Source organism: Eubacterium sp. BIOML-A2 (genome assembly GCF_009680135.1).
Classification (GTDB): Bacteria; Bacillota; Clostridia; order Lachnospirales; family Lachnospiraceae; genus Faecalicatena; species Faecalicatena contortus_B.
Genome location: NZ_WKZK01000008.1, coordinates 82213 through 95869 on the forward strand (window position 1 = coordinate 82213; position 13657 = coordinate 95869).

11 protein-coding genes are annotated in these 13657 nt (G+C 46.7%); 3 read left to right on the top strand and 8 right to left on the bottom strand.

Annotation, left to right across the window (positions count from 1 at the left end):
• Positions 1–12: 12 nt before the first annotated feature.
• The 6 genes from GKG43_RS04885 to GKG43_RS04910 form a co-directional block, all read right to left on the bottom strand.
• Positions 13–1257: a HAMP domain-containing sensor histidine kinase gene (locus GKG43_RS04885; protein WP_129878814.1), complete on the bottom strand. Its 1245-nt coding sequence runs from the start codon at positions 1255–1257 to the stop codon at positions 13–15.
• Positions 1254–1928 carry a response regulator transcription factor gene (locus GKG43_RS04890; RefSeq protein WP_055151668.1) on the bottom strand — a complete coding sequence of 225 codons (675 nt, stop codon included), beginning with the start codon at positions 1926–1928 and terminating at the stop codon, positions 1254–1256. Before GKG43_RS04890 ends, GKG43_RS04885 begins: the two co-directional genes overlap by 4 nt.
• Positions 1929–2135: 207 nt before the next feature.
• Positions 2136–2726 (bottom strand): HD domain-containing protein, encoded by a 591-nt coding sequence (locus GKG43_RS04895; protein WP_050639402.1) that lies wholly within the window; start codon positions 2724–2726, stop codon positions 2136–2138.
• A gap of 29 nt (positions 2727–2755) precedes the next feature.
• Positions 2756–3745 carry a diguanylate cyclase gene (locus GKG43_RS04900; protein WP_050639401.1) on the bottom strand — a complete coding sequence of 330 codons (990 nt, stop codon included), beginning with the start codon at positions 3743–3745 and terminating at the stop codon, positions 2756–2758.
• Between the two features lie 122 nt (positions 3746–3867).
• Positions 3868–5223 (bottom strand): family 43 glycosylhydrolase, encoded by a 1356-nt coding sequence (locus tag GKG43_RS04905; RefSeq protein WP_055151671.1) that lies wholly within the window; start codon positions 5221–5223, stop codon positions 3868–3870.
• A 142-nt stretch (positions 5224–5365) separates the two neighbouring features.
• Positions 5366–5893: a hypothetical protein gene (locus tag GKG43_RS04910; protein WP_055151674.1), complete on the bottom strand. Its 528-nt coding sequence runs from the start codon at positions 5891–5893 to the stop codon at positions 5366–5368.
• 193 nt (positions 5894–6086) lie between these two features.
• On the opposite strand from GKG43_RS04910, the gene GKG43_RS04915 reads away from it, so the two are divergent.
• The 3 genes from GKG43_RS04915 to GKG43_RS04925 all read left to right on the top strand — a co-directional run bounded on the left by GKG43_RS04915 (position 6087) and on the right by GKG43_RS04925 (position 8035).
• Positions 6087–6389 (top strand): helix-turn-helix transcriptional regulator, encoded by a 303-nt coding sequence (locus GKG43_RS04915; protein ID WP_050639398.1) that lies wholly within the window; start codon positions 6087–6089, stop codon positions 6387–6389.
• Positions 6390–6576: 187 nt separating this feature from the next.
• Positions 6577–7407 (top strand): MerR family transcriptional regulator, encoded by an 831-nt coding sequence (locus GKG43_RS04920; RefSeq protein ID WP_129878816.1) that lies wholly within the window; start codon positions 6577–6579, stop codon positions 7405–7407.
• A 151-nt stretch (positions 7408–7558) separates the two neighbouring features.
• Positions 7559–8035 carry an SAM-dependent methyltransferase gene (locus GKG43_RS04925; protein ID WP_050639396.1) on the top strand — a complete coding sequence of 159 codons (477 nt, stop codon included), beginning with the start codon at positions 7559–7561 and terminating at the stop codon, positions 8033–8035.
• Positions 8036–8163: 128 nt separating this feature from the next.
• On the opposite strand, the gene GKG43_RS04930 is transcribed toward GKG43_RS04925, so the two are convergent.
• Complete coding sequence (locus GKG43_RS04930) at positions 8164–12258, bottom strand: LamG-like jellyroll fold domain-containing protein (protein WP_129878818.1); 4095 nt, start codon at positions 12256–12258, stop codon at positions 8164–8166.
• A 146-nt stretch (positions 12259–12404) separates the two neighbouring features.
• Complete coding sequence (locus GKG43_RS04935) at positions 12405–13598, bottom strand: YibE/F family protein (RefSeq protein ID WP_050639394.1); 1194 nt, start codon at positions 13596–13598, stop codon at positions 12405–12407.
• Positions 13599–13657 lie beyond the last annotated feature (59 nt).

Consider the following 13657-nt stretch of genomic DNA (forward strand, 5'->3'; position numbering starts at 1 on the left):
TTTATATCTCCTTTACTTAGAGTTCTTCAGTTCTACTGTGAATATAATCTGGTTTTCTTCATAGGATGCCGTAATGCTTCCTTTTTGTGATTCTGCTATAGCGCGGGCTGCAGATAGGCCAATGCCGTAACCCCCGCTCTTTTGCGTTCTGGCGCTGTCGCCTCGGTAAAAGCGGTCAAAAAGTTTTTCCGGATCGACTTCCGGAAGCGTATCACACGTATTTTTTATACTTAATCTAATAACACCTTCTTTTCTTTCTAAGTAAATTATAATATTTCCCTGCTTAGACGTGTATTTTACCGCATTGTCCAGCAGTATCGTAATGAGCCTTGACATACTATCTCTGTTCCCGTGCATGATGATGTTGGGCTGAATATTTTCTTCTATTATGATTTCTTTGAGAGCGGCCGGCTCATAAAAAGCCGGCAGGTTCTCTTCCAGCAGACTGCTCAGTAAGATATCTGACGAAGGCAGCTTTACTGCGCCCTCATCCATTTTTGCAAGGGCCAGCAGATTCTGCATAAGTCCGTTGAGACGTACCGTCTGTTCCCGGATATTGCGGCTCCATTTATTTTCCCCATTGTGCAGCTCCATGGCGTCTGTATTTGCCATGATTATAGCCAGAGGGGTCTTGATCTCATGTCCGGCATCTGTTACAAACTGTTTTTGTTTTTCTATATTTTCCGCGATGGGCAGTATCGCTTTTTTTGATAGCAGAATGACGAAAAGCAGCATAAGGCTCCAGCACAGGATGCCGATAAATATTGAAATCCCTAAGACCATGAGTATGTTGCGGGTCTGTGAGGATGTATCCAGAAAAATGACGACACTGCCTTTTCCGTCATGGGTCTGCGCTATTTTATAACGAAATTGTTTCGCCCTGCCCTCTGAGCTCCCGCTTTTCCTTACCTTCTCTGCCATTTTTTCGGCCTCTGTTTCTGTCACGGAAGCGATTTTACTGACATCAGTCTGCACAGCCTCACCGTCCGAATTATAACGGATCAGAAAATAACGGGCCGACATGGCGGTATCCTCATCGATCGGCTGCTCCAAAAAGCCCGGCCTGACTCCGCCGGGTAATTCTGGCTGCAGCGAGGGGGCGCCCCCATTGTAGACCAGCATCCCCAGCATCCGTTCCATCTGCTGACCGGAAATCAGGCCATATATTCCATTGATCGCTCCAAGCAGAACTAAAATCAACACAGTAATTGCCAGCATAGCGGTGGTTATGAATTTTTTCTGGAGTGTTTTCGTCATCTCTTAACCTCCAGAGTATATCCGATGTTTCGTTTTGCTTTTATTTCCACGTTAGCATTCATGGACGACAGCCTTTTCCTCAGATATGATATATATACCCAGACCGTCCCCAGTTCGGCTTCTGTTTCATATCCCCACACCTTCACGAGCAGTTCCTCCGACGAAAGATACATCCCCTGGTTCAGCATTAGAGTTTCCATCAGCCGGTATTCCAGTTTTGTCAGCACAAATGTCTGTCCATTCCCGCTTAGCTCATAGCTCTGCTGGTTCAGCGCGATATTTCCGCATTCTATGATATCCGGGGTAAATTCCTCCCTCCGCCGCAGCATAGCACGGATCCGGGCCAGAAGTTCCCCCATGGCAAAAGGCTTGGGGAGATAATCATCCGCCCCCAGATCCAGTCCCTGTATGCGGTCCTCCACCTCCGCCTTCGCGGTCAGCAGCAGAATCGGCGTGCGGCATCTCTCCCTGCGCAAAAGGCTCAGAACCTCGAGCCCACTCATTTTCGGCATCATAATATCCAGAATAATCCCGTCATACTGCGCTGCACGGGCATACTCAAGGGCCGCCTCCCCGTCATACACTGCGTCCACAATATATTTATGATAGGTCAAAATATCCACAACCGCCTCCGACATACTTACTTCATCCTCAGCAAATAATAATTTCATCATCATCACCTCAGTAACAGTTTACCATAGCTACCTTAATAAAGGCTTAGAAATTTAGCTCAGCCCATATAAATGCGGAACGATTCAGGTCTCCCTGATCCGTTCCGCATTTATATGGGCTGAGCGCCCCACACTCACAGCAGTCTCACCACCATATACTGCAGGGCCTCCTCCATAGATTCCGTTTGCAATGCCCGCAATACGTTTTTATGCACTGTAATTCTCCATCTCTTTGTTGATGCTTTCCTCGCAGGAACGCATAGCAAGAATTGTCTTTTCGAACAGGTCGTTCAATTCCCAGCCAAGCCGCTCTGCCCCCTGTCGTATCACATCTCGCGAACATCCCGCCGCAAATCTTTTGTCTTTAAACTTCTTTTTTATGCTGGATACTTCCATGTCCATTACACTCTTGGACGGCCGCATCAGCGCTGCGGCCCCGATCAGGCCTGTCAGTTCATCTGCCGCAAACATAACCTTTTCCATCTCATGCTGGGGCTCTATCTCGCTGCAGATTCCATATCCGTGTGAACAGATTGAGTGAATCATATCTTCGCCCACGCCGCCCTCTTTCAGAAGCTCCGGCGCTTTCTGGCAGTGTTCCTCCGGATAGCGTTCAAAATCGATATCATGAAGCAGGCCGGTTATAGCCCAGTAATCCGCATCATCTCCATAGCCAAGCTCGCCGGCATACCATCGCATAACCCCCTCCACAGTCAGTGCGTGCTGAATATGAAATGGCTCCTTATTATATTTTTTTAGCAGCTCGAATGCCTCTTCTCTGCTGATATTACTTACCATAATTTTACCACCTTTCTTCACAGTAATTTTTATTTATTCAAATGCCACTGGAAAGTTCTTTTTCCTGAGGCCTTTGATTCGTATAGCGCAGCATCTGCTTTATGGTAAAGGCTTTCAAAATCTTCCCCCTCTATTTCCGCCCTGGCAATCCCTATAGAACAGCTCTGATCCAATCCTATGCCTGAAAAGACATGCCCAATTGATTCTATAAGATACCCCGCCAAGCGGTCACCCTCCTCGAAACTTCTGTCTCCGGGCAGAAAGACCATGAACTCGTCTCCGCCAATCCGTCCCGCTATATCGGATGCCTGAGCGGCTCCCCTGGCCAGAATGCTTGAAACCTTCTTCAGCAGCTCGTCCCCCACAAGATGGCCTTTCTCATCATTCACCCGCTTGAATTCATCCAGGTCAATCATTAACATGAGCCCGCCCGTCTTATCAGCGGTCAGTATTCTGTTAATATGCTTTTCCGTATATTTACGGTTATAAAGCCCTGTTAAAGAATCCAGCTGGATACTCTTCTCCAGAATCTGACTGCGCCGCAGCGCTTCCTCTGCTATGTTTGCAAACGTCTTCGGATAATATTCCCCCTCATTCTGGTATACATATGGAACCGAATGATGCAGACTTCCCACCTCCAGGCTCCCGTCCGGCCGCCTATGTACCTCCGCCGTAATTCTCGTGTCCATATTGATGATAACCTGTTTGCCCTCTATATTATTCTCACAGGCTTCAAACTCCCCATAAACAACGCAGCAGTCATCCGTAAACTGTTTTGCCTTAAACCATTCATTTTTTATAATAAAATCAATATCTTTTGCCTCTTCCTGATCCTTCTCCAGGCCAGCCTTAAGCGATTCCAGATTGGTATAAAATTCATGCTTCCCGGTACCGATCACCAGAATATCCGGGGAAAGATACTGGTACATCTCTTCAATTTCAGCTACTCCCCTGGACACATAGCATTCCATCAACTCCTGTATCAGAACGCAGGCTTCTTGGCATAATGTATCACTCATATTCTTTCCTCCTGTAATTCTTATGACAATCATAGCACATAGATATTAGCATTGTCGATAGTTTTAACGCAAAGGGGTCAGACCCCTCTGCAGGGGGGTCTGACCCCTTTACCCTTATTTGTCTAATTTATAACAATCTCTCTTATTTCTAACCCTTCTGTTTCCATGAATCGCAGTACAAGCTCATATTCTCCCGCAGGCATATTAATATCCCTGTTTAGCTGTACTCCGTCCGTTATTTTCACAGTACCTGCAGAATGCCCATTCATAAGTACTTCTATCTGGCCGCTTCCCGACGCAAGTATCCGTATACTGCGAAATTCAACCTGGCTATGTACATAACGGAATATGGCTTCATCTCCATGGCATATATGTGTCAGTTTTTCTTCATATGCTGCCCCCCTGTTTTCTTCCGCACCGATATATACGCTCCCTTTAAGCCCACAGGCCTGATACCCCATTATTTTCTCTCCCGGGCCAAAAGGTTTCCCGGGACCCTGAGAGGTCATCTTCACCTCATCGATTGTCCCGTCCGGATTGATGAAAATCGGCTCAATACATAACCTCCTGTACTGACGGCATCCCCGGCTGCTGCGATGGTAAAACACGTACCACTGTCCATTTACGCATTCTATCGAACCGTGGTTATTCCAGCTTTCCGGATCGCAGCCAGCATTATCAATGATAATTCCCCGATATTCAAACGGGCCCAGCGGTGAACTGCCGGTGGCATATCCAAGGGCTGTCGGCCTCCCTCTCTGCATATCAGCGTATACATAATAATAAGTATCATTCATCTTACGCATAGAAGACCCTTCATGGAAAAAATGCTTTTCCTCTGTCACAAGATTATCCACAATATTATCCGGGTCAAAAGATATCATATCTTCATTCAGCCTGACTCCATGGGAGAACAGCTGTCCCCAATAGTAATAGGCCTTCCCGTCATCATCTATAAAAACAGCGGGATCTATCCCTCCGCAAGGCAGCTGTACAGGATTCGTGAACGGGCCTTGCGGGCACTCAGAAACGGCCACCCCTTCCCTGTCATCCGATGTACAAAAATAGAGATAATACCTTCCATCCTTATAAATGCAGTCCGGAGCATATAAAAATACGGCCTCTTCATCAGCCGTCTCATCCCCCTCTTCCTGAATGTCATTACTTCCCGCAGCTTCCTCCAGAATCTTCTTCATGAACGGAGTCGGATGTTCCCGGTCAATCCCCGGATATTTAGGGGCATTCCCATCATGAATCCACGTTACCGCTTCTGCGGTAAATGCCTCATCGTGAATCACCCATTTTTCCATATCTGCAGTAGACACAACATAATACCTGTCACTACAATATTCATTCGCTGTCTCATCATAGCTTCCATAGATATAAAGCCTTCCATCCGTCATAACATGGCCCTCACCGTCCGGAATGTGGATATCCGGCGGCAGAATGGGGTTTCTGGTATTTTTATACTCTCTCATGACAGTCATTCCTCCCAAAGGGATCTTCTCAAAGGGGTCTGACCCCTTTGCAGTAAAATAGAAATATGTTAAAAGTGTCCCTTTTTTTCTATATTCATTTTTCTAAGCATTTCTAAGGATATGAAGCGAAAACCGAGAAAGGTTACCTGGTTCTCTGGTTAAGGTAATCCCTGGGGGTTATGCCGCAGGCCGCACCAAACTTTTTCATTTTACTCAGGTTTTTAGTAAACATTCTATATAAATCGGGCTCATAATAATTCATTAGCATGATATTATGTTCATTTTCAAGCAACTCCAGTATCAGCTCTGTTTTTTGAGAATCGCCGGATACGTAAATAGTATCTTCCTCCGATTCACAGACGCTCCTGATCTGCCCCTCGGCAGCCGTAAAATCGTCCCTGGAACTGAATTCACATACATAGGTAAGAAGACTGCTGTTTTCTTTATATCTTATATCCAAATATTTATCAAGATGTTTGAAACGATTTCTCAGATTTCCCGTCCATTTTTGCTCGCCGTAAATCTGCAGCAGAAAGTTTCGCAGGCCAAGTCTGGTCAATTTGGTCTCTACTTTTTCCCGGACTGTACCACAGTCTTCCAGTATTTTATGAATCTCTCTTCTTTTTTCTTCAGAATCTAAAACAGGCCAGATACTTACCACGAATACCATTATTTTTACTCTGCCTTTCATCTTTTGATAGGTTTATAGATTACTTTTTACTGCGGAAAAAACCGATATAGAATCTTTCCCTGTTTCAACATAAAATTATAACTTAATCTTCCATTCTTTGTCAACTATATCAATACTTAATCCACCTATTAAATACATATACTATAGTACACTACAAATGGGAGGTGTTGGTATGGTAGAATTTGGAAACACGCTTAAGACTTTACGCCTGCAGAATAATTTTACTCAGGCACAGTTAGCTCAGAGGCTTGGCGTAACTAAATCCGTCATTAGTGCCTATGAGACCGGACTGCGCATGCCTTCCTATGATGTCTTAATTTCTATATCACAAATCTTTAAAGTTACTACTGATTATCTGCTGGGACTAGAAAAAAAGCAGGAACTCGATCTGTCCGGTTTGACAGAAGACGAGGTCCAGGCTCTGACAGAATTAATAAAAGCAATGAAACGTAGATCTGGAGACTTTGGTAAGTAGAATGGGGGATGGTAGAAGGTCCGTTTGTCCAAATTGGGGTGCGGGTAAGGACAGTGCAATTGCCCGATAATAGGTAAGCGAAGCAAAGCTGATATGATATACAGCTCCATGAATATTGGATATTGAAGTATTGTTAAATATTCCATATAATGAAAAATATAATTGGAACTGTGATTGGAGCGGCAATATGTTTCGTATTGGTGAGTTTTCAAGGTTAACTCAGGTTTCTGTCCGGATGCTGCGGTATTATGATAAGATGGGGCTTTTGGCCCCCGCTGAGATTGATTCCTGGTCGGGGTACCGGATGTATTCGGCTGCACAAATACCTGTTTTGAATAAGATTGTTTATCTGCGGGACAGCGGATTTCAGGTTGCGGAGATTGCTGATATCCTTAAGAACGGGAATGATGACACTGTTGTGGAGCAGCTGGATCGTAAATATCTGGAAATTATGGGAAATATTGAAGCTGAACAGGCAAAGTTAAAGAGGATTGAGATTGCAAAGAATCAGTTTCTTTCCGGAAAGGATGAACTGCATTATCAGATAGCTGTCAAATCCATTCCAGCTTACCACGTCCTGTCTCTGAGGCGGGTGATTCCCGATTATTATGCGGAAGGCGGATTGTGGGAAGAACTATCCGCCTTTGCAGTGCTGAACCGAATTGATCTGTCCGGTGAAACATTTTCAATATACCACGACGAGGAATACAAAGAAGAAAATGTAGACGTAGAACTATGTGCTGTTCTAAAAAAAGTTGTGGATTTAACCGGCCAGACTGTGGGCGGCTTCTCATTGCGCCCAGCCGAACCGGTTCCCGCCATGGCCTGCACCATGGTGTATGGAGAATTCTCTAATATCGCGGGCGCTTACCTCGCCTTTGCACAATGGCTGCAGAAAAACAGCCGTTACAAAATGTCCGGACCAAACCGGCAGATCGTACACCGGGGTCCATGGAATGAGGAATGCCCGCAATCCTATTTAACAGAAATTCAAATACCTTTGAAGAAGATTACTTGAAACGTCTTGTAAGTTAAAATTACAGGACGTTTTTTCTTGACTCTCACACGGTGTCAGGGATTACCTTATGCTTACAAACCAGTTCCCCGCATCAGGCAGGCCCACCGGGGATCCTTTCGTACGGGGAAAAAGAATAAATGGAGGAAACAGCATGAAAACATATGAAGTAAACCCGATTGGAACCATCTACAACGGCGAAAGCGGAACCTTCCTGCAGCTCGCGCCAAAATTCATTCCTGCACTGCAGGCGCTGGACGGATTCAGCCACATTAATGTCTTGTGGTGGTTCAGTGATTTTGACACAGCAGAATTCCGTTCTGAGCTGGAAACAGAAGAGCCCTACAAGAATTCACCGGAGGTCATGGGCGTCTTTGCCACAAGGTCACCGGTGCGCCCGAACCCGATTGCCTTATCCACAGCAGAGATGATCCGCATCGATTACCTGAAAGGCATCATTCAGATTGCCTATATTGATGCAAATGACAACACACCCCTCCTGGACATCAAGCCTTACACGCCCAGCCTGGACAGGGTGAAAAACCCCGGGGTTCCGGCCTGGTGCAGCCATTGGCCGATGAGCCTGGAAGAGTCTGCAGACTTTGCATGGGAGAATGAATTTAACTTTTAACAACGCTTTTCTATTCCAGAACTGTTCGATCGATCCATATTGATAAGAACCATAAGAAGCACCCGGAAATCATTTCCCGGGTGCTTTACATCAGCCTTTATAAATCTTAACCAGCTGTAAATCTGCTTTTATCTCTGTTTTTTTCTCAGTACAACTGCGCTTGCAGCTCCAGCCAGTCCTGCCATTGCCAGAACCGCCAGTAAGAGAAAGGAAGAGTTGTCACCTGTTTTTACGGCCTTCACAGCAGAAGAATTGGTTCCGGAAGCCTGCTGCACCGGTTTATTGCTGCCTCCCTGGCTGCTGTTGCCGTTATTCTGGCTCCCTCCATTCTGGTTATTATTACTGCCGCTCTGACTGTTGTTTCCTCCGTTCTGGCCTTGATCTCCGCCGTTTTGGTTCCCATTATTTCCTCCGTTATTGCCGGAGTTATCCTCAATCTTAACGAGTTTTTCCATAGATTCTTCCAGCGTTTTTACTGCCTGGTCCACAACCGCCTGATCTGACACATTCAAATCCTCATTTACCGCCTTTGCATCTTCGAAAGCTTTTTTAAACGCTTTCAGGCTTTCCTTTGTATACTCTGCTTCTTTGACCAGAGAAGCCTTTGAAAGCGCGATAACCAATTCTGTCTTATCAGCGCGGTTCTTTACCTGGCCTAATAAAGTATCAAGCGTGCCCAGAACCTGAAGCATTTCCTCTTCATTGCCCTCCCCTGCATCTGCCAGCACTTTCGCTGCATCTCTTGCTTCCTGAAGGCCTTTCAGGCTGTCGGGTGTATAACTCTCTGTGTTTGCCAGGACCACATCTGCTTTTGCAATGGATGCATTTAACTTTGCCAGCAATTCAACCGGCTTTTCTGTCAGTTCCATAACAGCAGCCCCCAGGTTTTCGATCGCTGCATCTACTTTTTCTGCATCCACTATTTCTCCAGATGATTTCTCCGGCTCCGGGTTCAGACCGTCTGCTTCCGGGATAACCGCCGGATCACTGATTTCCTGATCCAAATCACATGCCACTGCCTCTTCAAGTTTATCCAGCAGCCCTTGTGCTTCCAGGCATGCTGTCTCAAAGACAGACCATGAGCTTACTGTGTATGCAGCCTGATTCAATACTTCCGCTGCCTGTACCGCCAGTTTAAGCCCTTCTGCGTTTACAGTATCCGGATTCAGGCCGCCCATGGCTCTTATGACGCCAATCGCTTTCGCAGCTTTCACATGTGTTTTGGCATTGCTGTCTTCCAGCAGCCCTCTCAGTTCCTCAACTGCCGTGTGGAATGCTTCCAGAGCCTCTTTCGATGCATCCGCGGTGTCTGCCGCTTCCGCCGCCTGAAGAACCAGCTCCATATATTTCTGTATTTCAGCAGCCGAAAGAGCATCTTTTGCTGACAGCAGTTCTGCATATGCCGCATCCACTGCCTCCTGATCAGCGGTATCGCTGTTTATAATCTCCAGAGCTTTGGTGCGGGCTTCATCCAGAGTTTTATAACTCTCCGCGGTGTACCCTTCACCTGTAATCCCCTTGACTGCCTCATAAAGTTCATTCAGCTGGGTTTTATCCACCTGTGGTTTTTCCTGCTTTTTCTCCAGTCCGTCAATGGCATCGTTCAGTTCCTTTGTCACCGCGTCAATTTCTTCCTGTCCTGTAGCACTTGTAACTTCCATTGCCTTCTGAAGCGCCGCCATCATTCTGCCAATACTCTCTTCCGTATAGGTGGCAAGTTCTTCATTGCTGATGGATGCAGCCCTGATGATTGCCTCGTCCAGTTTACTGCGGTCCCCGGCCTTCACTTCAATTGAAAAACTCTTCGTCTCCGTATTTCCCGCAGGGTCGGCCGCAGTGAAACTCAGCTGATAGGTTCCCGCCTTCTCCGGCCTGAACGTTGTTTCCTCTGTCTCGCTGCCATCTCCGCCCAGCTTTAAGATCTCATTACCATCCGGATCTTTCACAACCGCTGTCAATACTGCAATTGTGCTGTTATCAGCCGCCTGGGCCGCGGGAACCGTATAGTCCACATTCAGTGTCCCCTCCGAAGCAGGCGCCGCTGCAAGCCGGATCTCTGGTTTGCTTTTGTCAATCACCGGCAGTTCCCTATTGGCAAGCATAGACACCTGTTTTGCTGTAAGGGCTTTACTGTACAGACGTGCCGTAGAAATTGCACCAACCATCGGAGACTGTACGCTTCCGTTCGAACCGCTGTCACCTCCGATAACAAAATACTGTGAGCTTGCCGGAGGTGTTTTCACTTCACCCGATGCTTCCCTGGATGCAATCTTCTGTCCGTTCAGATACAGTGTCACCTTACTTCCGTCATAGGTAATGACACCGTGATTCCATTCGCCATATTTCAGAGCGCCTGTGGCAATGGGCCGCTTATAGGAACCGCCGATATGCACCCATGCCTCCAGACTTGCGGATTCCTCATCATAAGCCGGAATTTCAAAGCCAATGCCCGCGGATTCCATATTACCAAACAAATCCACATAACCGCCGGAGAATTTATCAACCTTAAAGGTGGATTCGATTGTAAAATCATCATTTGTTTTGTCATACTGCTCCGCTGACCAGTCTGTCAGAAAAGCTTCTTCTGTATTGCCGGTAAACGATGCCGCATATTTCCCAAGACCTTCATCCATGGTGATGTTGCTTCCATCGCTGCCGTAAAATGTGTTCCCGGATTCCGAATGATCCGCAATTGAGCCGTCAGAAAAGTCTACATCCAGTAGGTCTGCTTTCGGCACACCGCTTACCATATCATCAAGTCCCGGTTCTGTTGAAGATTCACCGGTCGTTTTAAACGTCTGCGTCAAATAGTCTTCACTCATTTTCTGGTATGCATCGATGGCATAAATACGCACCTCGTAGGATGTTCCTCCCTCCAGATCCGGGGCCACCTGCGTAATCTGTTCCGGCATCGGCTGCAGATAGTAATTGGACCATGTTTTAAAAGTCTTCACAACCGTCTGTGTATCGGTATTAATAAATTCATATTTGTAGGAATGCACCAGATCCCCCACATTATTTTCCGGCACTTTTGCCTGGTCAAATGTCAGCCTTGCCGAGTCATCCTTAATCTCACTCACCGTAAGCGCAGCACCTTCCTCAAAATATGGCGCCTTTGCAGATTCTGCTCTTTCATCCGTATAAGGCAGTGTCTCATTTACATCAAATGTCCATGTCTGCGGAATCCATTTGTCCGCAAGAAAGTCATAATTTTTAATGGTCACCCTGCTTCCGCTTGCCTCAACTACAAGCCCCTGTGCAATCTGGCTTGCATTTGGCGGAACAGAACCATAGATCATACCGGTCTCCATTTCCATATAAGAGAGCGTAACCGTGTTAACCGCGGTATAACCGCCATCCTGCCAGATACTGGTAGGCATATTGTTCGGACTGTGTATATGCCCGGAAAATGTGACCGCATGCGGATGTGATTTGAACACCTCGTCCAGCCCGCTTCCGTACCATTCTGTAGACACATAAAAAGTGTTCTTAATCGGATGATGGAAGAATACAAATATCGGCTTGTCCGGTGTATCCGCTTCTGCCGCTGTAAGCTGTTCCTCCAGCCATTCCACCGCATAGGAATAATTGCCGCCCCCCTGAGTCGTTCCCTTTCCGGTTTCCGGATCCAGCTGTCCGCTTCCCGGGCTGAGTGTAATAAAATGATATCCGTTAACAACCTGATGGTTATTGGGCTTGTTACCGGTCGTCTTAGTAAAATAATCCGCGCTGTTGTTCTCGTGGTTTCCCATACTTGCGATTAGCGGAATAGAAAGATTCTCATTAATAATGCTTCCCCAAGCGTCATATTCGCTGGCAGAACCACTATCTGTCAGATCTCCCGCCACTACCATGCGATCCAGTCCTGCTTGGCTGAAAAAGGAAGCGGCCTTTGCAAGCCTGCTCTTTTCTGTTGCCTTATCCTGCCGCACATGGGTATCGGAAACTACTCCAAAGCTGACATCAGCAGCTCCGTCAACGGTCCTCGCCGTATCCCCCTCCGATGAGAGAAACCCATTCGCTTCCATTGGCTGGGTATCTGTTTCCCCTGTTGACCGCTGGGACGCTGCCTGATCCCGTGCCCCCGTATCTGCCGCTGTATCTGCAAGTGTATTTCCTGCCGTATTCCCCGCAGCATTTGCTGTAAGAAGCCCGGGAGCCGACATGATACTCGCCGCTGCAATCGCCATAGCCAGCAGCTTCTTCATCATTTTCCCTTTCATTTCTCTGTTTTCTCCTTCTGATATGTTTTTAGTCTGAACTCCTTATCAACAATAAAGAGTAGATATCAGAGGAGCATCATTATGCAGTTAAGCCCTTGTTAATCTTTTAAATAATAAATTAAAATTTTTGTATATTTATTTAACATTTACTTCGTCCGTTTATAGAGGACAGATGCAGCCGCTGAAGTAACCGGCACCGTCAAAATGACCGCGATTGTCCCGGAGAGCCCCTGCCCAAGTTCAATTGCCAGAAAATCAGAACTGACCAGCTGATGGTACTTAATCCCATACCCGGTCAGCACAAGCAGTGTGCTGAGTCCGCTTCCCGTAAAAGCCAGAATCAGCGTATTACTCATAGTTCCGATCATGTCCTTCCCAATATTAACTCCGGACCGGAACAGCTCCCTTCTGCTGAGCTGCGGGTTCGCACTCTGCACTTCAAATATTGCCGAAGCAATTGACATCCCCACGTCCATCACAGCCCCCAGAGAAGCAATCAGTACACCTGCAAACAGGACCTCTGCAATCTGCAAGTGCGTATTTTGGGATATCAGAACCATGAATTCTGTCTCATCCGTATTGTATCCGGACACATGCAGCACAGCCGCGAACAGAGCAAATATAACCCCCACCAAAACCACTCCCAGCGCGGTCCCGCAGATTGCCGCCAATGTTTTCTTGCTGGCCCCGTTCAGCAGAAGCAATGCGGCGGTTGTGGTAATAACCACAGCTGCAGCCGAAGCCATAACAGGAGAATACCCAAGATAAATGACCGGAATCATCCACATCACAATCACGAACAGCGTAAACGTCAGCCCCAGGATCGCCCGCAGCCCTTTTCTGCCCCCGATCAGCATCATAAAAAACGCGAACACAAGTAGAATTCCATAGACAGCCGGGGAGCGGTAATAATTATAGATCACAAAATATGGTTCCGTATCCTCCGGTTCATCCTGCGAAACAATAACCCGGGTTCCCACTTCCACATAGATATTGTTGGAGGCGGTCAGATAATTATCTGTCTCCACAATCCTGCCCTTATACTTACCGCTTAGAATCCGAATATTTGCATACTGCAGACCAAGATACCGCCCGCTGTCCGTCTCATCCACCGTCAGCCCGTCATTCTTCACCTCTGTAACAATTCCTTTTTCATACGTTATGTTTGTATTGTTGTAATGCTGGTACTTATCCTGTATCCCTCTGTTCCATATCAGCACAGATATCATAAAACCTAATATAAACAGGATCGTAATACATTCCGCACGATGCTGTTTTAACCAGCTGCCCGCACCTTTATTTATTAACTTTTTGTCCGCTTCCCGTTTTAGCTTTGCCATAACCCCGTTCCTTTCCCAGTCCGTTAAGAATTTTATCCTTCTTATAATAGAGGAGAAAC